At 38.1% G+C, this 23,060-nt stretch carries 26 protein-coding genes and 1 pseudogene; 23 read left to right on the top strand and 4 right to left on the bottom strand.

Annotated elements, in window-relative coordinates; genetic code table 11:
• The first annotated feature begins 19 nt into the window (after window positions 1–19).
• The 6 genes from BR30_RS0124880 to BR30_RS38740 all read left to right on the top strand — a co-directional run bounded on the left by BR30_RS0124880 (window position 20) and on the right by BR30_RS38740 (window position 3,998).
• Window positions 20–865 (top strand): SIR2 family NAD-dependent protein deacylase, encoded by an 846-nt coding sequence (locus BR30_RS0124880; protein WP_026567371.1) that lies wholly within the window; start codon window positions 20–22, stop codon window positions 863–865.
• Window positions 866–880: 15 nt separating this feature from the next.
• Window positions 881–1,786, top strand: coding sequence for a protein-ADP-ribose hydrolase (locus tag BR30_RS0124875; protein ID WP_026567370.1), 906 nt, complete (start codon window positions 881–883; stop codon window positions 1,784–1,786).
• Window positions 1,787–1,844: 58 nt separating this feature from the next.
• Window positions 1,845–2,678 (top strand): SPL family radical SAM protein, encoded by an 834-nt coding sequence (locus BR30_RS0124870; RefSeq protein ID WP_026567369.1) that lies wholly within the window; start codon window positions 1,845–1,847, stop codon window positions 2,676–2,678.
• Between the two features lie 91 nt (window positions 2,679–2,769).
• On the top strand, window positions 2,770–2,916 hold the full coding sequence (locus BR30_RS38745) for a hypothetical protein (RefSeq protein ID WP_331280815.1): 147 nt from the start codon (window positions 2,770–2,772) through the stop codon (window positions 2,914–2,916).
• A 6-nt stretch (window positions 2,917–2,922) separates the two neighbouring features.
• Window positions 2,923–3,831, top strand: a complete 909-nt coding sequence (locus BR30_RS34515; RefSeq protein ID WP_331280814.1) for a multidrug effflux MFS transporter — start codon at window positions 2,923–2,925, stop codon at window positions 3,829–3,831.
• Window positions 3,816–3,998: a hypothetical protein gene (locus BR30_RS38740; RefSeq protein ID WP_026567366.1), complete on the top strand. Its 183-nt coding sequence runs from the start codon at window positions 3,816–3,818 to the stop codon at window positions 3,996–3,998. The genes BR30_RS34515 and BR30_RS38740 overlap by 16 nt, the downstream gene beginning before the upstream one ends.
• 91 nt (window positions 3,999–4,089) lie before the next feature.
• On the opposite strand, the gene BR30_RS0124845 is transcribed toward BR30_RS38740, so the two are convergent.
• Window positions 4,090–4,638, bottom strand: coding sequence for a TetR/AcrR family transcriptional regulator (locus BR30_RS0124845; protein ID WP_026567365.1), 549 nt, complete (start codon window positions 4,636–4,638; stop codon window positions 4,090–4,092).
• 217 nt (window positions 4,639–4,855) lie between these two features.
• On the opposite strand from BR30_RS0124845, the gene BR30_RS0124840 reads away from it, so the two are divergent.
• From BR30_RS0124840 to BR30_RS0124830, 3 genes are all read left to right on the top strand, one after another.
• Window positions 4,856–5,623, top strand: a complete 768-nt coding sequence (locus tag BR30_RS0124840; RefSeq protein ID WP_026567364.1) for a carboxymuconolactone decarboxylase family protein — start codon at window positions 4,856–4,858, stop codon at window positions 5,621–5,623.
• Window positions 5,624–5,653: 30 nt separating this feature from the next.
• A complete protein-coding gene (locus BR30_RS0124835; RefSeq protein ID WP_026567363.1) occupies window positions 5,654–6,517 on the top strand; it encodes an aldo/keto reductase in 864 nt (287 codons plus the stop codon).
• A 180-nt stretch (window positions 6,518–6,697) separates the two neighbouring features.
• Window positions 6,698–7,675, top strand: a complete 978-nt coding sequence (locus BR30_RS0124830; RefSeq protein WP_026567362.1) for an aldo/keto reductase — start codon at window positions 6,698–6,700, stop codon at window positions 7,673–7,675.
• A gap of 124 nt (window positions 7,676–7,799) precedes the next feature.
• Here the strand turns inward: BR30_RS0124830 and pdxR are convergent, their stop codons facing one another.
• Window positions 7,800–9,212, bottom strand: coding sequence for a MocR-like pyridoxine biosynthesis transcription factor PdxR (pdxR, locus tag BR30_RS0124825; RefSeq protein WP_026567361.1), 1,413 nt, complete (start codon window positions 9,210–9,212; stop codon window positions 7,800–7,802).
• Between the two features lie 104 nt (window positions 9,213–9,316).
• On the opposite strand from pdxR, the gene pdxS reads away from it, so the two are divergent.
• Window positions 9,317–10,201, top strand: a complete 885-nt coding sequence (gene pdxS, locus BR30_RS0124820) for a pyridoxal 5'-phosphate synthase lyase subunit PdxS (RefSeq protein WP_026567360.1) — start codon at window positions 9,317–9,319, stop codon at window positions 10,199–10,201.
• A 1-nt stretch (window position 10,202) separates the two neighbouring features.
• Window positions 10,203–10,793 (top strand): pyridoxal 5'-phosphate synthase glutaminase subunit PdxT, encoded by a 591-nt coding sequence (gene pdxT / locus BR30_RS0124815; RefSeq protein ID WP_035446105.1) that lies wholly within the window; start codon window positions 10,203–10,205, stop codon window positions 10,791–10,793.
• A 137-nt stretch (window positions 10,794–10,930) separates the two neighbouring features.
• Here pdxT and BR30_RS0124805 read toward each other — a convergent pair whose 3' ends face one another.
• Window positions 10,931–11,476 (bottom strand): TetR/AcrR family transcriptional regulator, encoded by a 546-nt coding sequence (locus tag BR30_RS0124805; protein WP_026567358.1) that lies wholly within the window; start codon window positions 11,474–11,476, stop codon window positions 10,931–10,933.
• 235 nt (window positions 11,477–11,711) lie between these two features.
• Between BR30_RS0124805 and BR30_RS0124800 the strand changes: the two genes are divergently transcribed.
• The 10 genes and pseudogenes from BR30_RS0124800 to BR30_RS0124745 all read left to right on the top strand — a co-directional run bounded on the left by BR30_RS0124800 (window position 11,712) and on the right by BR30_RS0124745 (window position 19,932).
• Window positions 11,712–12,542 (top strand): SDR family oxidoreductase, encoded by an 831-nt coding sequence (locus tag BR30_RS0124800; RefSeq protein WP_026567357.1) that lies wholly within the window; start codon window positions 11,712–11,714, stop codon window positions 12,540–12,542.
• Between the two features lie 339 nt (window positions 12,543–12,881).
• Window positions 12,882–13,265, top strand: a complete 384-nt coding sequence (locus tag BR30_RS0124790; protein WP_231507804.1) for a MarR family winged helix-turn-helix transcriptional regulator — start codon at window positions 12,882–12,884, stop codon at window positions 13,263–13,265.
• 64 nt (window positions 13,266–13,329) lie between these two features.
• Window positions 13,330–13,728: a DoxX family protein gene (locus BR30_RS0124785; protein WP_026567354.1), complete on the top strand. Its 399-nt coding sequence runs from the start codon at window positions 13,330–13,332 to the stop codon at window positions 13,726–13,728.
• A 55-nt stretch (window positions 13,729–13,783) separates the two neighbouring features.
• A complete protein-coding gene (locus BR30_RS0124780) occupies window positions 13,784–14,209 on the top strand; it encodes a DoxX family protein (RefSeq protein ID WP_026567353.1) in 426 nt (141 codons plus the stop codon).
• A 75-nt stretch (window positions 14,210–14,284) separates the two neighbouring features.
• The gene (locus BR30_RS34510) at window positions 14,285–14,698 is read left to right on the top strand and encodes a nuclear transport factor 2 family protein (protein WP_035446187.1); all 414 of its coding nucleotides are present in this window, start codon (window positions 14,285–14,287) and stop codon (window positions 14,696–14,698) included.
• Between the two features lie 131 nt (window positions 14,699–14,829).
• Entirely contained in the window at window positions 14,830–15,252 is a 423-nt protein-coding gene (locus tag BR30_RS0124770; protein ID WP_026567352.1) for a MarR family winged helix-turn-helix transcriptional regulator, read from the top strand.
• Between the two features lie 85 nt (window positions 15,253–15,337).
• Window positions 15,338–16,294 (top strand): osmoprotectant update ABC transporter ATP-binding subunit OpuFA, encoded by a 957-nt coding sequence (gene opuFA / locus BR30_RS0124765; RefSeq protein ID WP_026567351.1) that lies wholly within the window; start codon window positions 15,338–15,340, stop codon window positions 16,292–16,294.
• Window positions 16,287–17,288, top strand: a pseudogene (locus tag BR30_RS34505) (ABC transporter permease/substrate-binding protein); the annotation flags it as partial. The gene opuFA and the pseudogene BR30_RS34505, both read left to right, overlap by 8 nt.
• 1,118 nt (window positions 17,289–18,406) lie before the next feature.
• On the top strand, window positions 18,407–19,135 hold the full coding sequence (locus BR30_RS35415) for a cytochrome P460 family protein (protein ID WP_051633771.1): 729 nt from the start codon (window positions 18,407–18,409) through the stop codon (window positions 19,133–19,135).
• Between the two features lie 107 nt (window positions 19,136–19,242).
• Window positions 19,243–19,932, top strand: a complete 690-nt coding sequence (locus BR30_RS0124745) for a DUF4405 domain-containing protein (RefSeq protein ID WP_026567350.1) — start codon at window positions 19,243–19,245, stop codon at window positions 19,930–19,932.
• A gap of 84 nt (window positions 19,933–20,016) precedes the next feature.
• Here BR30_RS0124745 and BR30_RS0124740 read toward each other — a convergent pair whose 3' ends face one another.
• On the bottom strand, window positions 20,017–20,934 hold the full coding sequence (locus tag BR30_RS0124740; protein WP_026567349.1) for an AraC family transcriptional regulator: 918 nt from the start codon (window positions 20,932–20,934) through the stop codon (window positions 20,017–20,019).
• 215 nt (window positions 20,935–21,149) lie between these two features.
• Between BR30_RS0124740 and BR30_RS0124735 the strand changes: the two genes are divergently transcribed.
• Complete coding sequence (locus BR30_RS0124735; RefSeq protein ID WP_026567348.1) at window positions 21,150–22,316, top strand: MFS transporter; 1,167 nt, start codon at window positions 21,150–21,152, stop codon at window positions 22,314–22,316.
• 93 nt (window positions 22,317–22,409) lie between these two features.
• Window positions 22,410–22,892: an NAD(P)H-binding protein gene (locus BR30_RS0124730; protein ID WP_026567347.1), complete on the top strand. Its 483-nt coding sequence runs from the start codon at window positions 22,410–22,412 to the stop codon at window positions 22,890–22,892.
• The last annotated feature ends 168 nt before the right edge of the window (window positions 22,893–23,060 follow it).

Below are 23,060 nucleotides of genomic sequence, written 5' to 3'. Positions count from 1 at the left end.
ATTAAGGGGGGGTTAATACATGCATCAGACTTATCAATCGCGTATAGAAAAAGCAAAAAAAGCAATTGTTGAAGCAGAATATATTTTATTAGGTGGCGGTGCAGGGTTATCCGCTGCTGCAGGTATAACATATAGCGGGAAAAGGTTCATAGATAATTTCGGTCCATTTATCGAAAAATATGGTTTTTCCGATCTTTATACCTCCGGCTTTTACCCGTTTGAAACGGAAGAAGAGAAATGGGCGTATTGGGCAAAACACATCAACTTAAACCGATATGAAATCGGTGCTACTAAACTCTACATCGATTTATTTAACCTGGTAAATGATAAAAATTATTTTGTTATCTCAACTAATGTAGAAAGCCAGTTTGAAAAAGCAGGTTTTCCACCGAATAAAGTATTTGAAATCCAAGGTGATTATAGTTTTTTACAATGTGAAAAAGGTTGCCATGACATGTTATATAATAACGAATTATTGGTGAAGGAAATGATTGAAAAGACTGTTGATTGCAAAATACCTCCTAGTCTTGTTCCAAGATGTCCTGTTTGTGGTGGAAATATGGATGTTAATCTCAGGAAAGACCAATACTTCGTGCAGGATGAAAAGTGGTATAAATCTGATAAGTTGTACAGAAACTTCCTACAGAATTCAGAAGGAAAGAGGATTGTGTACATGGAGTTAGGTGTTGGATTTAATACACCTGGGATTATTCGTTATCCATTTGAACAAATGACTTATCACAATGAAAGAGCAACGTTAGTCCGATTGAACAAAGATCAACCAGAGGGCTTTGTGGAAACCGTAGATCAAACCATTGCATTCACCGAAAACATGCAAGATGTTGTATCGGCTTTAATAGAGTAGAGGAGGGATTGTTTCATGCAACAATTGCTGCTAAAAGAATATTCTTCGCTCATCGATTTGAAAAATAAATACACGCCATCATCGATACTTTTAAAAAACAAAGCAGAATTTGTCAATGATTTAGTAGATATACTGCTGAAAGAAAATGCTGCCGTGAGAAATATTGAAGTTCCTCATGATTTTACCGGCAAACGAAGCTTATTGAGAGGATTATTAAATGTTAGAGAACCAAAACCTCTTGATATCTGTTTTCTAGAAAAATTAGACTCACTTTTACAAACTGAATTAAAAGAGAAAGGCATTGTTGAAGTTGAAAACCTTGAAACCATTTCAACTTTAGTTCCCAATAACTCCTTTAACCAATCGGATAAATTTGTATTATGGCAAGGTGACATTACGCAGTTAAATGCGGATGCTATCGTCAATGCGGCTAATAAATACATGTTAGGCTGTTTTCAGCCTTTACATGCTTGTATTGATAATGCAATCCATTCCGCAGCAGGTCCACAGCTAAGAGATGACTGTGAAACAATTATGTCCATCCAAAAGGAATTGGAGATGACTGGGGGAGCAAAAATTACAAGAGGTTATAATCTTCCTGCAAGATTTGTTATGCATACTGTAGGACCGATTGTTCCAAAAGGAACAGAATTAACGGAAAAACAAAAAGCAGAATTAGCTTCTTGTTATAAGTCCTGTTTGGAGGTTGCCAATGAAATTGGTGAAATTAAAACAATCGCTTTTTGCGGGATTTCAACAGGGGTGTTTGGATTTCCAAAAAGGGATGCAGCCAACATAGCTGTTAAGACAGTGAATGATTGGTTAAATACACATTCCAATCATTTCGAAAAAATCATATTTAATGTGTTTAGTGAAGGAGATTCCAAGGAATACTTCAATGTATTTGACCCGGGAAAATAGGAACTAACCTCTAAATTTCTAAAAATACTATAGACTTTAAAAATGAGGTGTGATCAATATGGGAATTGAAATAAAAGAAATCCTTGCAAAAAAAATCCTTACCGAAGCAAAAGGTTATTTGGATGTTGGCTATACACATTCATTGAATCCTTATAGTGGTTGTGCGTTTGCTTGCAGATACTGCTATGTTAGAGAAATGCCAATTCAAAGATTTAAAGAAATTTCCTGGGGAGAATGGTTGGACATTAAAGCAAACGCAGCAGAAAATTACCGCAAAGAAATCTTTAAACTTCGGAAGAAAAAAAATCCCTTGAACATTTTTATGTCTTCCGCAACCGATCCTTACCAACCAATTGAACGTAAAGTAGAAATTACAAGAAGTATCTTAGAAGAAATGATTGAAAATCCTCCTGATTTTCTTCAAATTCAAACACGAGGACCACTAATAACAAGAGATATTGATTTGATCGTTAAACTAAAGGAAAAATGTAAAGTTCTAGTATCTATGACGATTGAAACGGACAGGGAAGAAATAAAGCAAATTTTTGCTCCATATGCACCAGGAATTAATTTGCGGTTAAAAGCCTTAAAAGAAGTTCATGAAGCCGGAATAATGACCCAAGCTTCAATATCGCCCGTTTTGCCCTTTACCCCAGAGTTTCCGAAAGTATTGGATGGGATTGTTGACCATATATGGATTGATACACTATCCATTGGAGATGGTGCCATGGGTAAACGTTCAGAAAGATTAGGAATGCCAAAATTATTTGAAGAACATGGACAATCAGGGTGGTATGAAAACAATCTACATGTAAAAGTGGAAAAATATTTTAAAAAATATTTTCCAAGTGAAATGATACGGGTTTCCAAAAATGAAGCATTCACAAGATAGCAATCTTTATTAATTAAGGTTTTTTAAACAATTATGTAACTGCCTTTGAGTATTGTTATGAGTTAAGGAGTTTTTTAGGAGTGGTAATGAAATGGTTTTAAAGACAAATAAATATTCGCTTGCTTTCGCTATACTTTTAGCTGTATTTTCTGCAATTGGTCCATTTACCATCGATATGTATTTAGCTTCTTTTCCTAAAATTATGGGATATTTTGAGACAAAAGCTTCTATGGTCTAAGCAAGCTTGACCTCTTGTATTTTAGGGATCGCTTTCGGGCAAATCATCATGGGGGCATTAAGTGATGTTCATGGCAGACGGAAACCTTTATTGTATTCTATGGTTGTGTACTCTCTTTCTTCTTTCGCTTGTGCTTTTGCACCGAACATTACTGTCTTTATCATTCTGCGTTTCATACAAGGATTTGCAGGTTCTGCTGGGATTGTAATTTCTCGTGCAATAGTTCGTGATTTATACAGTGGTATAGAACTGACAAAGTTTTTTTCACTCTTAACCATCATTTTTAATCTTGCTCCGTTGATTGCTCCACTTGCAGGAAGTACCATCATTTCTTTTACTCCTTGGACAGGTATATTTATCTTTTTAGGCTTTTTTGGAATCTTATTATCAACTTTAACTGCATTTAATATTAAAGAAAGCCTGCTTGCAGAACGACGTGTTTCTAGTGATTTCATGGGGTTATTACGCAATTTTAAAGATTTGCTAAAACATAGGAGATTCATGGGATACGCTCTTGTTCAGGGTATATTGTTTTCCGGAATTTTTGCCTACATTTTCGGCGCTTCATTTATTTATCAAAATATTTATGAGGTGACACCACAAGTGTTTTCCATGCTATTTGCTTTAAATGGCATTAGTTTAATTCTAGGGGCTCAAATTGTGAAATTGTTAGCAGGGAGGATAAAAGAAGATAGTATCCTTCTGATTGGCCTAGCACTAGCCTTTATAGCTGGGACGATTGTTTTTATCGATGTTTTTTTGCATGGACCGTTACTATTGTTAGTCATACCGCTTTTCTTTTTAAACGCTGCCATTGGTGTCACCGGTCCGACTTCTTTTACATTAGCGATGGAATCGCAAGGGCACATTGCAGGAAGCGCTGCCGCACTCTTGGGGTTATGCCGACTTTATTAGGTGCTGTTACTGCCCCTCTTGTGGGTATTGCAGGTGAGTATTCTGCAGTACCATTCGGAGTTATTATTGTCACAACAAGCTTGCTGTCTATCATTGCTTATATGGTTCTAGTAAAAATGCGAAAACATAATGGAAAAACAGATGTGGAAAAATTTCTCCACGGCTGACATATGCCCTTCAGAAAGAGCAGTAAACTAACACTGCTCTATTTTTTTAGAAACGAGTTTGGTTGCTGTAAAAAAAGCAAAAAAGTCGGTTCTATTCTAGATTCCTATCCAACAATGCCCCAGTTTGTTCAGCCATAACACGAGCTGGCAAAGGCATTCCATTCTTGAACCACCATTCTACTGCTCCAACGACCGCTGAGCCAAAAAACTGCAGAATCACTTCATCATTTAATCCTTTGTTTTTTCCATCTGATATATCCACTTCAGGTTTAAACTCTTCAACGACTAAATCAAGAAAACGACTACGAAAATATGGTGCACCTTTACTCGCTAACATCGTTGAAAAAAACAAATAGTTACGCTCAAAGTATTCGTACCAGACATAATTTCCTTCTTGAAACGTCATCTCAGATGCTGATTGGCATAGTTCTCGGAGATTTTCTATATGTTCTTCAATCAGCTTATCAAGGAGGTCATATTTATCTGTGTAATGAAGATAAATGGTTCCTCGGTTAACATCAGCTCTATCTGCAATATCCTGAATGGTAATATCATCAAAACTTTTTTCAGACATCAGTTCAGTTACAGCATTTTTTATAGCTACTTGGCTTTTGGCTATTCTTCTATCTACTTTAGACACATTAATTCACCAATCTTTCTAGAGATAATCAACAATTTGAATGGATTTGTTGAGTAATCAACGAATTGCGTTAATTTAACCATTGAAAGTATGAAGGGCTTTTTTATAATTATAAACAGGTGTTGATTAATCAATCAATATTGATTTTCAACAGACATCAAGTTCAGCTAACTTTTGAAATAATAAAAGTAATTAAAGTTCAACAGGAGGCTATTTTATGGACCGTATTGAAAAGAGCAAGGAAAAATACAAACAGTTATTTGGCGAGGGAGTACCGGCCGCATACGCTACAGACCCTGATTTTCAGGACATTCTTAGCCGATTTATTTTTGGAGAAGTTTTTTATCAAGGTAATTTAGATGACCAGCAACGTGAGCTTATCACTCTGGTAGTGCTCGCCACGAACCAGACGTTACTTCAGCTTAAGGCGCATGTAGCTGCTGCACTAAACGTTGGACTGACACCAGTGGAAATTAAAGAAGCTGTTTACCAGTGTGCACCATACATTGGATTTCCCAAAACACTAAATGCCATTAATGAAGTCAATGAGGTTTTCAAAGCAAGAAATATTGATTTACCGATTGAAAGCCAAAAGAATGTAGATGAAGATAATCGTTTTGAGAAAGGACTTGCTACTCAAGTAGAGATTTTTGGTGAAGTAATTGCGAAAATGCAAGAGAGTGCCCCATCAAATCAAAAGCATATTCAGGAATACCTTTCCGCTTTTTGCTTCGGGGATTTCTACACACGCGAGGGACTTGATTTGAAGACACGGGAGTTGTTGACACTTTGTATCGTAAGTAGCTTAGGCGGGGCTGAAGGCCAAGTGAAGGCACATGTGCAAGGAAACTTAAATGTAGGCAATGACAAGGAAACTATGATTACCGCCATTACCCACTGCCTACCTTATATGGGATTTCCCAGAACATTGAACTCATTAGCTTGTGTGAATGAAATTATTCCAGAAAATAAGACAAGGTACTAAAAAATATAATAATGCAAAGGAGACAAAATCATGTTTAACGAAACTTACAAATTATCAAACGGTGTAGAAATACCAAAATTAGGTCTTGGTACCTGGCTGCTTGACGATGCACAGACAGCACAGGCAGTGCGTGATGCGGTATCTATCGGATATCGTCATATTGATACTGCTCAGGCTTATAAGAATGAAGTTGGTGTAGGCGAAGGAATCCGTTCCTGCGGTGTGGCAAGAGAAGAACTTTTCATCACGACAAAGGTTGCTGCGGAAGAAAAGACCTATGAGGCAGTTACACAGTCCATTGATGAGTCTTTAGCAAAGATGGGACTGGATTACATTGACCTTCTGATTATCCACAGCCCACAGCCTTGGATGGAGTTCCGTGAGGAGAACCGTTACTTCGAGGAAAACATAGAAGTATGGAAAGCAATGGAGGATGCATATAAGACAGGCAAGGTAAAGACAATCGGTCTTTCTAACTTCCTTCAGGATGATGTAGAGAATATTTTTGCAAGCTGTGAGATCAAGCCTATGGTAAATCAGGTATTGGCACATGTGAGCAATACTCCTTTGGAACTAATCGAATTCTGCCAGAAGAATGACATCCTGGTAGAGGCATATTCACCAATTGCTCACGGTGCAGTTCTGGATAATGCAGAGGTTAAGGTAATAGCTGATAAGTATGGAGTATCTGTTGCTCAGCTTTGCCTACGTTATGATATCCAGCTTGGACTTGTAGTAATTCCAAAAACCGCAAATTCGGATCACATGAGAAACAATGCAGAGCTTGATTTTGTTATTAACGATGCAGATATGGAGACTTTGAAGAATGTTGAGCACATCCAGAATTATGGTGAGCATAGCTTCTTCCCGGTATTTGGCGGGAAATTAAAATAAGCAGGTAATCAAAGGAGAACGGACAAATCCTACTTGTAACAGAAGGTGGGGGAAAACAAATAAATGAAAAATTTAACCAATATATTAAAAGAGTATTAAATTGGCTTCCATTGATAAACAAAACTATAGGATTTAACAATGGATATGTGGAAATCTAAAGCAAATGAAGGAGGATTTATGATGGAATATCGCACAGTAGGAAAAACCGGGATTCAGGTTTCGAATTTATGTTTTGGTGCCATGTCTTTTGGCGGAGATGCTGACGCAGAAACATCTAAAGCCATGTATAAACGATGTCGGGAAGCTGGTATCAACTTCTTCGATACTGCCGATGTTTATGGGCGTTCTGAGGAAATTCTAGGAGAGTGTATCGCACATGAAAGAGACGAAATCGTCTTAACCTCAAAGGTGTTCTGGAACACGGGTGCTGATGTGAATGCTCGAGGTTTGTCCCGTAAACATATGATGCAAGGGATTGAAAATAGCCTGCGTCGCTTAAAGACGGATTATATTGATTTTTATTTCGTCCATGATTTTGATGAACAAACTCCAATTGAGGAAACGCTGCGGACACTCGATGACTTACAGCGTCAAGGAAAGATTCTCTATCCAGCCGTAAGCAATTGGGCAGCATGGCAAATCACAAAAGCATTAGGAATTTCTGCAAAAGAACAGCTCGCTCGCTTTGAATTAATCCAGCCTATGTATAACCTTGTTAAACGCCAAGCAGAGGTTGAACTTTTACCAATGGCTGCTTCTGAACAAATTGGAGTGATTTCATACAGCCCACTTGGTGGTGGCCTACTATCAGGAAAATATGGAGTGAATAAACGTCCTGAGCAGGGCCGCCTTGTACAGAATGCCCGCTATCAAGACCGTTATGGTGCGGCTGAAGATTTCGTTACGGCTGAACAATTCACCAAATATGCCCAAGAGCATGATGTGAAACCTGCAACTTTAGCAGTTGCATGGGTAAAAGCAAATCCCGCTGTTACTGCCCCTATCATTGGTGCACGTAATTTAGACCAATTGGAAGATTCTTTAACAGCTGCCGATTTTAAAATGACAGAAGAAATGTACGCTGAAATTTCCAATTTATCAAGAACACCTGCACCCGCAACAGACCGAGGAGAGGTATTAACTGGTAAATGGAAGTAAGGATTACAAACTCTTGATGAAGTGGGGTAAGAAGGATGTATTATGTGTACATCCTTCTTTTTAACGTTTAAGCTATTCATCATGATAAAGGGGAGGAGGTTGGTTCTAGTGGCACAAAAAGCCATTAGTACCGTCCCCCCGGCATCTCGTCGTTCCAACATTGCATTAATTGGTGTATGCCTTTTTCAATTTGGTCCAATGGAATGCCGCCGAAGCCTAATAAAAAAGTTGGATATGGATAGTCAATAGGACTTAACAGATAATCGCTTACTGGATAGATGGCAATATGGGCCTTAGCGGCTATTTGTTTTAACTGATCTTCCCTTTTTGACAGGGGGACGGAAATTAAAATGTGCATTCCTGCCAGGTCTCCTGTGATGATGACATCCGGATAATACGTTTCTAATATCTGGGTTAATTTTTCATGTTTTTTCCGATAAATTTTCCGCATCCTGTTTAAGTGTTTGGAAAAATTGCCATCTCTCATAAAGTCAGCTAAAATATGCTGATCGAATCTCGGTACGGTTGATGAGTAAAAACTGAATGTCTCCTTGTATTTTTGCAGTAAGGTTGATGGTAGGACAAAATAAGCAACACGTAAAGAAGGCATTAATGATTTGGTAAACGTGCTCAAATAAATAACTTTTTCGTTTTGGTCTAACCCCTGTAAGGCGGGAATAGGTTTTCCGATATAACGAAACTCGCTATCATAATCGTCTTCAATGATGTAGCGGCCTTTATCCTTTGCTGCCCAGTTTAATAGCTGTGTTCTTCTAGTTGCGGATAGGACGGCACCCGTAGGGAACTGGTGGGAAGGGGTTATGTAAACAATATTGGCCTTTGTTTTTTCCAGTTCATCCACGATTAAACCATTTTCATCCACCGAAATAGGGATGGCTCTATTTTGCATTTGTATTTTAGGTATGGCCGAATAGCCAGGATTTTCAAGTGCAAATTTTAAATCATTTCCAAGTAACCTTAGAATCATTGGAAGCAGCTGCTCCGTTCCCGAACCAATGACAATCTGTTCGGGGCTGCAGACAATCCCCCTCGATTGATAAAGATATTTGGCAATTTCCACTCTTAATGCGAATTCTCCTTGCGGGTCTCCAATTTCCAACAACTCTTTTGAACTGCTATCATATATATTTTTTGCATATTTTCGCCAAAGTGAAAAAGGGAAATAGTCTGCATCAATTTTTCCGGGATGGAAGTCAAATTGAACGATTTTTTTCTCGACCTTTCCTACAGGCATGTTTAGGAGTTCTTTTTCAATATAGGGTAATTCGTCGATCTCTTCCACGAAAAAACCGATGCGGGGTTTGGATGCCACATAGCCTTCTGCCATGAGCTGGGCATAGGCAATTTCAATGGTGGTTTGGCTGATATTTAAAAATTCAGCTAATTTTTTCTTCGATGGTAATTTTGTTCCCACTTCAATTTGTTTATGGATAATGGCATCTTTGATTCCATTATAAAGCTGGTCATACAATGGTTTGTCTGTACCATTATCTAACTTAAACATTAGCATATCCATTCGCAATTCCCTCCAACTGACCACGTTGTTTTTCATAAAACTGAACCTTTTCATGTAGTCAATTTCTATTATACTGTAATTATCAAATGAATGGAGGTTATTTTATGAAACTAGTAGGAACCGAAAGAGTAAAACGCGGAATGGCTGAAATGCAAAAAGGCGGCGTTATTATGGATGTCATTAATGCCGAGCAGGCAAAAATAGCTGAGGCGGCCGGTGCGGTTGCGGTTATGGCGTTGGAGCGGGTACCATCCGATATTCGCGCAGCTGGTGGGGTAGCCCGGATGGCAGACCCTCGGATTATGGAAGAAGTAATGAGCGCTGTAACCATTCCAGTAATGGCAAAAGCACGTATCGGCCACATTGTCGAAGCACGTGTATTAGAAGCAATGGGCGTCGATTACATAGATGAAAGTGAAGTTTTGACACCTGCGGATGAGGAATACCATTTATTAAAAAGCGACTACACTGTACCTTTTGTTTGCGGGTGCCGCGATTTAGGGGAAGCTGCACGCCGCATTGGCGAAGGAGCATCTATGTTACGGACAAAAGGGGAACCGGGTACTGGAAATATTGTCGAGGCGGTTCGTCATATTCGCAAAGTAAATGCCCAAGTAAGACGCGTGGTCGGTATGAATACGGACGAATTAATGACGGAAGCAAAGAATTTAGGAGCACCATTTGAGTTATTGCTAGAAATTAAAAAATTGGGGAGACTTCCTGTTGTCAATTTTGCTGCCGGCGGGGTGGCTACACCTGCAGATGCCGCTTTAATGATGGAACTTGGAGCTGATGGTGTATTTGTCGGATCTGGTATTTTCAAATCCGATAATCCAGAAAAATTCGCACGTGCAATTGTAGAAGCAACAACAAACTACCGAGATTATAAACTGATTGCCGAAATTTCAAAAGAGCTGGGGACACCGATGAAAGGAATTGAAATTTCCGCGTTAGATGCAAAAGATCGTATGCAGGAACGTGGTTGGTAATATGCTGAAAATTGGGGTACTTGCATTACAAGGTGCAGTCAGAGAGCATATAAGACAAATTGAAGAGCTTGGATGTAGGGCCATTTCAGTTAAATCAGCTGAAGATCTAAAAGAATTGAATGGTCTTGTACTGCCTGGCGGAGAAAGTACAACAATGCGGAAACTGCTGGACCGATACGAGTTGCTTGAACCCATTCGTGCTCTAGCCGCCGGGGGAGTTCCGATGTTTGGAACATGTGCTGGCCTGATTTTACTGGCAAAGGAAATCGTTGGCTATGATACGCCACATCTCGGGGTGATGGACATCGTGGTCGAACGGAATTCATTTGGTCGCCAAGTTGATAGTTTTGAAGTCGAGATGTCCATCAGTGGAGTAGGAGAGGATATTCCCGCTGTTTTCATCCGAGCACCTCATATCGTGGCTGCCGGTGAGAATGTTGAGATTCTGGCAAAGCATGAAGAGCGCATTGTTTTAGCGCGGGAAGGTCAATTCTTAGGTTGTTCCTTTCACCCAGAATTAACAGAGGATATTAGAGTTATGAAGTATTTTATTGAAATGGTGCGAGAGAATACAAATGTTTTAGCTTATTAGGTTCCGCGGGGACGCCGATTGGTTTTAAAGACCAGTCGGCGTTTTTTGTGGGGTTATAGTGATTGGAAATTCTAAATGTTTTTGTTTCCTATGTAATTTTAGGAAAGATTTGCCCATGGCTGAGTTTTATTAATGAATTATAGGTTTCTTTCTAATAAAATTCCTACTTGTTCTGCCATAACTTGAGGTGGATAAGGCATTCCATTCGTAATCCACCATTCCACAATCCCGACATATGAAGTGACAATAAATTGAAGAAGAACATCTTCTTTTAATTCATGGTTCTTTCCTTGTGATGTATCGATTTCATCTATGAACTCCTCAACGAGAAATTCATGGAATTGCCTACGAAAAGAAGGAGCTCCTTTACTTGCTAACATCGTCGAAAAGAATAAGTAATGAGTTTTGATGTATTCAAACCATGGGAGATTCGCATCTGTATATTCTGCTGCGGAGGTTGCTTCGCAGATTTCTCTCATTTCGTTAATATGTTCTTCAATGAGCTTGTCCAGGAGATCAAACTTATCCATGTAATGAAGATAGATAGTTCCTCTGCTAACATTGGCTTGATTGGAAATGTCCTGAATGGTAATATCATCGAAATTTTTTTCAGACATCAGCTCAATCAAGGCTTTTTTTATAGCTTCTTGGCTTTTAGCTATTCTTCTATCTACTTTAGGCATTTTAAGATTCACCAACTTTCTTAAAAGATAATGAACAATTTTATTTGATTTGTTTACTACTAAACAAATTGCGTTGAATTAACAATTGAAAACATCCTATAACTATATATAATTATAGACGCGTGTTCAATTATATATCAATGTATATTTTTTTACTAGCATTGAATTATATTGCCTATGGAATGATATAGCAAACAATAAATTAATCCTAGAATAATATGAAGGAGGAAATCCAATGAAAGAAGTTATACTTTGGACCGGTGCTGGACAGATCGGCATGGCAATAGCAAGGAGAATCGGCTGTGGTAAGAAAATTATTGTTGGAGATAAGAACCTAGAAAATGCCATGGCGATTGCAAAAATTATGGAAGAAGCCGGATTTGATGTGATGCCTGTCGAAACGGACATTTCTTCCAGAGAATCTATTTTAAATTTGATCGCAGAAGGTCAGAAGTATGGTGAAATCACTGCTCTTATCAATGCAGCCGGCGTGTCACCTAGTCAGGCACCTATTGAAACCATTTTAAAGGTGGATTTGTACGGAACTGCAGTATTGCTGGAGGAAGTAGGTAAGGTAATAGCTCCTAGAGGCGTGGGTGTAACCATATCCAGTCAATCTGGACATAGAATGCCTCAATTGGGAGTTGAAATTGATGAACAGTTAGCAACTACACCAACTGAAGAACTCCTTCATTTGGAAGTCCTTCGTCCAGAAAATATCAAGGATACGTTGCAAGCTTATCAAATGGCAAAACGGTGCAATGTGAAACGGGTTATGTTCGAATCTATACGTTGGGGAGAAAAAAACGCTCGTATCAATTCTATTTCTCCAGGGATTATCGTAACGCCATTGGCTATAGATGAATTCAATGGTCCAAGAGGAGAGTTCTATAAGAATATGTTTGAAAAGTGCCCAGCCGGACGCCCTGGAACAGCTGATGAGGTTGCAAATGTGGCTGAGCTGCTGATGATGCCACAGGGAGCTTTCATCACCGGGTCTGATTTCCTAATTGACGGTGGAGCGACTGCTGCTTATTTTTACGGACCACTTAAACCAGCAGAATAATGAAAGGAATCTAAAAATGCTGTCTCAATTAGAAATGAGGCAGTATTTTTTTGATAAATATTATTTTTTGCGACATGAAAGTCCTAAAATCAAAAGGTTAAACTGTAGACGAATGTATAAATTGAAGGATGAGAAAGCTATTAAACTTGTTAGCGATTTGAAACTTTATCCTTCTGATAAAATTAAAGCACTTTCACGGAAAGTAGTAATAAAAGGGTATTGACAAAAAATTTTATAAGTAATATTATTACCTCATATTCAAGATATTTTAATTCGAGATTTTATGAGGAGGTGCACTAAATGGAGAGGAAATGCTCGAATTTGCCCTTTCTTTTATTAATGCAAACATCTAAAGCAATTCATGAACAAATAAAGGAGGAAATGGCAAAAAATAAGCTTGGTATTACGGAATTTTCAGTTTTAGAGGTACTTTATCAAAAAGGGAAACAAACGATTCAACAAATTGGAAATTGCATATTGGTCTCAAGTGGTTCGATGACCTATGTTATAGATAAGCTAGAGCAAAGGGGTTTATTATGCCGAAATACCTGTCCAGATGATCGCCGGGTGATACATGTGACATTGACTGATGACGGAAATGAATTGATGAACTACATCATGCCGAAATATCATGAGTTTATTAATCAAATGTTTGAAGCACTAGATTCTGATGAGGCAGAGACGCTGGTGAATCTTATGAAAAAAGTAAAGAATAAAGTTTAAACTTTCATTTTTTTTAATAAAATATCTCGAGTTCGAGATAAATAACATTTAGGAGGATTATAAGATGATAGATATTGGTTTATTATTGATTCGTTTGGTAATTGGTTTACTATTTGTGGGTCACGGTGCTCAAAAGTTGTTTGGTTGGTTCGGTGGCTATGGATTGAAAGGAACCGGTGGATGGTTTGAATCCATTGGCATGAAACCAGGAGTGACCATGGCTCTTTTCGCAGGGTTAGCAGAACTTATTGGCGGAACCTTGTTTGCATTAGGACTTTTAACTCCACTTGCAGGAATTTTGATTGCAGGGACTATGGCAATGGCGATTGTGAAAGTTCATGCTCCTAACGGATTATGGGCAACAGCTAATGGATATGAATACAACTTAACTTTGCTTTCAGTAGCTATTGGTATAGCTTTGATCGGTCCCGGTCAATATGCTTTAGATGCATTTTTATTCTAATTTATCGCGAATCTAGGGTAATCATAAAAATAATAAAATTACGGAGGAACAGAAAATGTTGTTAAAGAACGAAATCGGAGCACTTATTTTACGAGTAACATTAGGGGCATTATTTTTAATTCACGGAATTGTAAAGTTTCAAGGTGGAATTGAAAATATTGTCGGTTGGTTTGAAAGTATTGGATTACCTGGATTTATGGCATATGGCGTGGCATTGATTGAAATCATTGGCGGTGTAGCATTAATCATTGGATTGGCAACTAGACTTGTATCTGCTTTGTTTGCATTACTAATGATTGGAGCAACACTAAAAGTTAAACTTTCTGTTGGTTTATTGGGAAATGGTCAAATGGCAGGATATGAGTTAGATTTGGCATTCTTAGCAATAGCAGTTTATCTTGCAACCAATGGAAGTAAGTTATTTTCAGTTAGGCAATTGATTTTACAAAAAGATTCTAATGAATTAAAAAGAGCTGCTTAATCATGAATGCAGCTCTTAATTCAAAGAAACTTTGAAAACTAGATAATTTAATTCAATATAAAGGAAGAATTAACAATGACACTTACACAACAAACCATGACAGATGAACAAAGAAAGTCAGTTGCACTTGAATACTTTAAACTAATGGATCAGGGTAACCCTGCCTTTCTTGAATTATTTGCCGAGGATGCCCAGTTTTATTTCCCAAAGATGGGAATGGCAACTGGAATTGAGGAAATTAAAAAACTTCTTTTTGAGAGTGGTAGAGGTCCAAAGCTTAAATCCATCACCCACGACTATGCTTATTTTAACTATATATTTCAAGGAGACACGGTTGTCGTAGAGGGTACAAGTTCTGGTGTTACAACCAATGGAAAAGAATGGCGTGCCGGATTTACTCATGCAGGGCGCTTTTGTAATGTGTTTGAAATACGGGATTACAAGATTAATCGACTTTTCATTTATCTAGACCCAGACTATGAAAATTAATGCCTCATTCCATGTAATATTTAAATAAAATTTACAAATAAGGAAATCAATAATAAATAATGAGTCAATAGGACATTTTCTATTGACTCATTTATTTGAAAATAAATAGACATCTATGTATAATAAAAAACATGATAAAATATGACACAGCATCAAAAGTTGGAAAGATTAGAGACGCAGTAAATAATTTGATTTTGTCGGAGCTTAACAAAAACGGAGTGGATGGTATCGCCCCATCTCATGGGGATATTTTAGTGTGCCTTTACGAAAAAAATGGTTTATCCGTGAAGGAGCTGTCTGAAAAAATTCATCGCACTCAACCGACAGTAACAGTTTTAATTGATAAGCTACAGAAACTAGGATTTGTAGAGAGAATAAAGAGTAAGGAGGACAGCAGAAAAACTTTAATCAATCTTACTGACAAGGGAATCAAGCTCGAACCAATATTTCGTAAGATCTCAGAAAAAATAAACACTGTCATTTATGGCGGTTTAACGAACACCGAAAAAGAACAGTTGGAACATTTGTTAGAAAAAATCCTAAAAAGATTTTAAATTTTTTTGACATAATATATAGACGTCTATGTAATTTTTGCGAGGTAATAATAGGGTAAACAAATGCTAAAAGAGGAGAGGTAACATGATTCGATTTGAACAAGTATCGAAACAATTCCCTAGTGGAACCTTTGCCGTAAAGTCTTTAGATTTTGAAATAAAGAAAGGCGAATTTTTTGTTTTAATCGGACCTAGTGGTTCTGGTAAGACAACGACATTAAAAATGATTAATCGCCTCATCGAATTAACAAAAGGTTGGGTTTGGATTAATGGAAAAAAAATAAGCGATTATGATATTAATGAACTTCGTTGGAATATAGGGTATGTTCTGCAACAAATTGCTCTTTTTCCACATATGACAATTGCCGAAAATATCGCAGTTGTACCCGAACTAAAAAATTGGGATAAAGAAAAGATTGCTGCTCGTATTGATGATTTACTAAATATGGTGGGGCTTGAGCCTAGTGTGTATCGAAATCGTAAGCCTAGTGAACTTTCAGGAGGACAGCAGCAACGAGTAGGTGTAATAAGAGCATTAGCAGCGGACCCTGAAATCATCTTAATGGACGAACCGTTTAGTGCGCTTGATCCATTTAGCCGGGATAAATTGCAAGAAGATATGCTTGAAATTCAACGAAAAATGAAAAAAACAATTGTTTTTGTTACTCATGATATGAAAGAAGCTTTAAAGCTGGGGGACCGTATTTGTCTGATGAAAGATGGAGAAATCGTTCAGGTGGGAACCCCACACGAATTCTTAACCAATCCTGTGAATGACTTCGTGAGTGAATTTGTTGGCAACCGTAAATTACAGATTCATTTGAATGAACTCATTACTCCCATTACAGATGAACGAGCATTATTATCCGATACAAAAACCATTTCTTTATCTACTCCAGTAGATAAAGTTTTAGAACAACTAGCATCGTTCGAACAAATTACTGTAGAAGAAAATGGAAAAGCAATCGGGAATATCAGCCGACAAAATGCAATGAAGGTTATGTCACGATATTTGAGAGAAGGAGGGCAAATTCATGAGTAATTTGATAAGTGTCTTATCAGATCGAAAATCTCAGCTTTTGAACGCTCTTTTGCAACATATAGAAATATCGTTAATCGCTCTTTTTTTCTCGTTAATAATTGCGATACCACTAGGAATCTATTTAACTCGAAAACAAAGAATTGCGGAATACATTATCGGAATTACTGGAGTGCTGCAAACCATTCCTTCATTAGCTTTGTTAGGTCTTTTAATACCACTTTTTGGAATTGGAACTGTCCCTGCTGTAATTGCGCTAATCGCTTATGCACTGCTTCCCTTGTTACGCAATACCTATACAGGAATTAAAGAGGTTGAGCCCTCCTTACTAGAAGCTGCAAGCGCCATGGGAATGAACAGAAGAAAAAGACTATTAAAAGTCGAGCTTCCTTTAGCTATGCCTGTCATCATGGCAGGTATCCGAACAGCTACCATTTTTATTATAGGAACAGCAACGATTGCTTCACTAATCGGAGCGGGTGGATTAGGGGATATTATTCTACTTGGAATATCCCGAAATGATTATTCACTTATAGTTCTAGGAGCTGTGCCATCCGCACTTTTGGCGATCATTTTTGATCTACTACTCCGAAGGCTAGAAACTATTTCCTTTAAAAAGATAATGGTATCATCAGGTGCTTTTGCGCTTCTTATCGTTCTAATTGTGGGATCTATGGTTGGTCCGGCACTTTTTCAAAAAGAGCAAAAGACGATTACAATCGCTGGCAAGTTCGGTCCGGAGCCGGAAATTTTGGACAATATGTATAAATTACTGATTGAAGAAAATACAGACTTGAAAGTGAAGTTAAGAACAGGGTTAGGTGATACGACTTTTGTATTTAATGCCTTAAAGTCGAAGGATGTTGATATTTATCCCGAATTTTCGGGAACAGCGATTGTCAACTTCCTAAAAGAGAACCCTATAAGTACAAATAGTAAAGAAGTGTACGCACAAGCAAAAAAAGGCATGGCAAAAAAATATAACATGGCAATGTTATCCTTTCACAGTATACAAGGGGATTGTATAACGACATGCAAGTAATTTCAGCTGAAGAAAATGGTACTCATGGAAAAAAGTCCTAAAATCAAAATCCCTTTAAATTACCATTTTTGGTTTTTTTTTAAAATTTCATGTCGTTAATTAGCGACATGAAATTTAAAAAAAATGTACCAGCGACGAGAAAGTTTAAAAATAGTGTAAGTTTTAAAAGAAAAAGAAGGAAATCAAAAAACCTTACATATTGTATTTTTTGCGACAAGAAAGTCCTAAAACCGAAAGGCTAAAATGTAATTAGGGATTTTTGTTTGTCGGATAGTATTATCAAATTCTTCTTTGCATTTTTGTTCCTACTTTGATTGAACACTTTAAACACTTTGATAAAAATAACACGTTGTCAAAACGAGGATATCTTATGGATTACGGGAATAATTCATTTCTAATTAACCATCGGGGTTTTTGCTGGAATAACCGGTAAAGCATTATTCTTATTTAAATAACGGAGGGATCGGGTTGTTGAGGCAGCCCTTTTCTTGTTCCACTAACATTTGGTTAGTTTAATTACATTTCTTTAAAAACTTCATTTTAAATGTTTAAAACCTCAGTTAAATCTTCTTTGCCCTATGTCATTCTCTTCTTCCTCTTTTTATTGAAACTGTTTTTCATAGGGGATCACAATAGATTCCTCGACAATAATACCCCACTGGTTCCACTATCACATAAAGCAGTTAAGTAATTCCATTCTAGTTAGTAATTAATACAAAACTATTTGTGATTTGGTGCAAAGTAAACTAGGGACTAGCTTTAATTTTTATTGTGGGAGGATTAGGCAACTATTTGAGAGGAATAGGATATCGGTCGTTTTTTCTTTTGTTGCATAATAAAAAAGCCTCGACTTTTTCTATAACTATGATTCTGTTGAAAAATAAAATCAAAAATTCTAAACAGAGTACACTTGATAAAAAAAAACATAAGCAGCTAGTCCCCGATAAAATTAGTCATTACCTTTGGTAAATCAGTATTTATAACCATAAAAACAGCACCACATCTCAAAATCTTATACAATTTTGACTCTAACGAATCAATACAAATACGAAAAATTGTAGGAGGAAAACAATATGAAAAAACTATTATTTCCGTCCCTTGCATTGGTGATGTCCCTCACTCTTACTGCTTGCAACAACAATAATGACACAAATGGGGTTTCCCAACAGAAGCCATCGGGTGACACTTCCCAGCAGGAGCCATCTGGGTATGACCGTGAACTTGTTGAATTCCCTGAGAACTACGATAAGGGTGTGAACTACACGAAAGTGAATCGAGGAAATGTCAGAGAGGAACTCTATACAAGCCGCGAAGCAATTGAAGCAGTGCAGAACGGGCAGCCGATTCCTGACGGCACCGTAATCACTCTCGAAATCTATAGGGATGAAGAGCTCGATGAAATCTTCGTGATGGAAAAGCGAACTGGCTGGGGCGACCAAACCCCGCAAGGGACACCACGTAACGGAGATTGGCAATACCAGGAATTCAATGGTGACAGGTCGTTGGATAACGAGGAAGATATCGGTCGCTGCTTTTCTTGTCACGCGAATCAGGAACGGGATGACTTCGTGAACACGTTGGATGAAATGAATGGATTTGATCTTGAAGATTTAACAGGATCAAAGGACAGTAGTACAGAATCCCAAATCGCAGGAATCCCTACGAATCACTGGGAGGTAAAAGCGGTAGACGATAATCTGGAGGACTCGCTGGATATTTCGATTGGAAATAACTTAGTGGAAGAAGAAGAAAAAGCAGGGATCATCCAGAAGGTTCTTTTGATGATCCATTTTAATCAATAGTCATAGGGGATTTAGTAGCATTTAAATAGGATAAGGATATATTCACCAATAAACCGTCCAACTGAGACCAATCCAGGTATTAATTAAATTAGAAAGAGGAGAGGTTCTTGAAACGAAATATGTTAATCAGGCTGGTTATTGATCTTTCTATGACAGTTCTGATGTTAGTTGCAATGGCTTACCAGATTACCGGAAATACAATCCATGAAGTTGTGGGGGTTATATTGTTTTTGTTATTTATTGCCCACAATATTTTAAATCGACGATGGTATAAGACGATTTTTAAGGGAAAGCACAATGTACAACGTAAACTGAGCATTGCGGTCAATTTGCTTTTTCTTGTATCCATGACTGTGGTGATAATAAGTTCTGTGCCGATTTCCCGTGACATATTTGCCTTTTTACCAATATACAATGACATGATTCTATTACAGATACATGTTATGACTTCATATTGGGGATTTATTTTCATGGCTGTCCATATAGGAATGTCCTGGGGAACAATTATCAATTCAGTACGAAACATGACGGGGATTACCAGCACGACCCGTATCCGTACAATCGCGTTGCGTGTTATAGCGGTGTTGATAGTTGTATACGGTGTTCAGACTTCCTTCGAGCGAGATATGCTTTCTAGGTTAACCATATATAATCCATTCGGATGGAGCTATGATGAATCCACCATGGTATTTTTAATAGATTATCTATCCATAATGGGAATTTATATCAGTGGGACTCATTATGTTCTGAAATTTGTTAGGAAGCAGGATAAAACTATGGCTTACAAAGATAGGTAAATTGCAGAATAGTAAAGGTGCATTAATCACGGATTAATGCACTTTTATATTTTTTAAGTGTAGCTACTAATATGTGAAGGGGAATCAAGCTTTTACCCTTTGGTCATTTTGCTCCCTCAGGCGCTTTATATCTTCTTTAGGTGGTAAACCAAACATGCGCGAATATTCACGGCTGAATTGTGATGGACTTTCATAGCCCATCCGGAATGCAACATCTGCTGCATCTGCCGATTCAGATAATAACAGGCTTCGGGCTTCTTGAAGTCTCAGTTGTTTTTGGAATTGAATTGGGCTCATGGCGGTTATCTCTTTAAAGTGCCGATGGAGTGAAGAAACACTCATATTTGCTATTTCCGCAAGTTCTTCAATCTTAAAAGATTTTTCATAGTTATTCATGATATGTTCAATCACGTCACTGATTTGATGGGTAGAACTTCCTTCTATAGCTATTTGTTTTAGCATACTCCCATGTTCTCCTTGCAGAACCCTATAAATGATTTCTTTTGTGATTAGAGGAGCAAGTACCTTGATATCTTTAGGAGTATCTAGCAAACGAGCTAATCTTGTTACCGCGTCTAGCAAAGATGACTCTATTTTGCTGACATACATACCTCGTTTAGCATTTTCCTTCTTTTCAACTCCCATTTGGAATTCACGTAACACCTCCAATATTTCACTCGGTGTGAATTCAAGTTTCAGAGCCAGATACGGAACTTCGGAAGAGGCTTCAGTGATTTGTGCGGTTGTTGGCAAGTTAACGGATGCAACAAGGTAATCGGCAGGACCATACTGAAAACGCTCCTGTGACAACAATACCTCCTTCATCCCTTGAACGACAATACATAAGGAAGGTTTGTAAACTCCGTAATATGGACCTCCATCATTAGAGTAACGGGAGAAAAATAAAGACGGAATAGCAGTCATTTGAGTACCGTCCCGTCCTGTATATCGCTCTATGATTTTGGTCAGCTCAACTCTTTGTCTGTATAATTGTTCAAACATAATATCCTCCTTTGTTATCTTCATCCGCGATGGTCCCATTATAAAGCTAATTCATCTTTTACGTAAATGGTTGTGAGAGGATTATGCAATCATTTGATACGATTGTGATACCAGGATTGATTACATTTGTTGCATAATGAGGATGCAAGTTATTGCACATCATTATTTTCAACATAAAAAGATCAAATTATTGATAAGGGAGTAGATAGATCACCATGAATAATACGTGGAAAATATACATGCTAACTCTCATCAGCTTCTTGGTTGGCACCTCACAATTCGTCATCTCTGGCATTCTAGATAAAGTCGCTTCTTCAGTCGACGTTTCCGTATCGGTTGCTGGACAGCTAATTACAGTATTCGCTCTTGCTAACGCAATCGGCACGCCCCTCTTCATGATGGCGACTGCAAAGTTGGATCGGCGAAAGCAGCTGTTACTGTCTCTAGCCATAATATTTCTTGGAGTTGTTTCGACACTTGCTCTTCCGGGTTTTGGTTTTCTGATGGTTTCACGGATCATACTCGGAGTTGGAACTGGTATCTTCGTCGTCACCTCCTATTCCACTGCAGCTAATTTGGCACTTTCGGGACGACAGGCTGGAGCAATGTCAAATATCGCATTGGGCTATAGTGTTTCCCTTGTTCTCGGTGTACCCATCGGGCGTGTAATTGCTTCCGCATATGACTGGAAGGTGATTTTTTGGGGCATTGGAATCTTTACTGTGCTGGGATTCATTGCTATTGCAATAACAATCCCATCTATGCAAAGTGAAGCATCTATCCCTCTGGGGGAGCAACTCGCCCTGTTAAAGAATCCAAAGGTCGCTTTCGCCCTTGGTGTGTCGTTATTCGTATTTATCGGCTACTCAGTGATCAATACGTATATCACTCCCTTCTTGACCTCTACTATATCAATTAGTGGAAGGGGAGTTAGCGTCATTCTCTTCGCATTGGGCATGGCGAGCTTGTTCGGGTCCAAACTTGGTGGCTTCCTAGCGGATCGGATTGGTACTACTCGGACACTTATTGGCAGCATAGTATTACAAACCCTAAGTCTTGCAATGGTGTCTGCCCTTTCGGGCTTTGCAGTTATCGTCATTATGTTACTTATAATTTGGTCGGTTGCTGTTTGGATGTTCGGACCGACCCAGAACTTTAACCTACTGTCGATCGCTCCTGAAGCGTCGGGTATCATGCTTAGTTTAAACAGCACATTTGTGCAGCTTGGATTTGCAGCAGGCGCAGGTATCGGGGGAATCGCCGTGGGTGGCTCATCGATAATTTCCATTTGTTGGATTGGTACTGCTGCGGTTGCAGTGGCATTGTTTATCACTGTCGCCTCATTGGGACTTACCCGTTCGCTATCAAGTGAACGTGGATGATGTTTCTATCGCTGGCTATGAACTTTCAAGTCGCAAACAGCAGTGATTACGTTAACTTAAGGGACAAAATTTATTATACGAGGAGTAGTTACTATGAAAATTTTGATTTTAGGTGCCGCAGGTCAAATAGCCCGTATGTTAAGAAATGAATTGATCAATAGAACTGACCATTCAATCGTTCTTTATGCCAGAAACGGTCATAAGCGTTTAACTATTAATGATGATAACCGAGAAGTTATCTTTGACGGTGATTTTAAAGACAAAGATAAACTGATTGATGCTATGAAAGATGTTGACCTTGTATATATCAACGACATGGGTGACGATAAATCAACAAAAGCAATCATTGATGCCATGCATACTCTTTTAAGATTGACATGTCTTTACAACGAAAATGGGAATTCTAAATATATGATTACCCAAAAAGGAGAGCCATTTATTGGTGCGCAAGTTACGCGTCAAGCTGTAACTCAATTAATCATGGATATTATTGAAGAAAAAAGTGATAAATATCTTCAAACCAGTCTAGGAGTAAGCGAACCATATACAGATTGGGCAAAGCCATCATTTTATTAAAAAATCAAGAAGAGGGGAGATATTTTTAAGACGAATATTTCTAAACAGCAGTATGAATATTGATAGAAATACGCAGCGGAAGTTAAGCTGACACCTGAAGAACTAGATGATTTGAACGACGCACTATCAAAGATTGAAATTTCGGGCGAGTGCTACCCGGCAGAATAC

The organism is Bacillus sp. UNC41MFS5, from assembly GCF_000686805.1.
The sequence above is the reverse complement of the archived record's forward strand: the minus strand, read 5'-3'. Positions and strand labels throughout refer to the sequence as shown.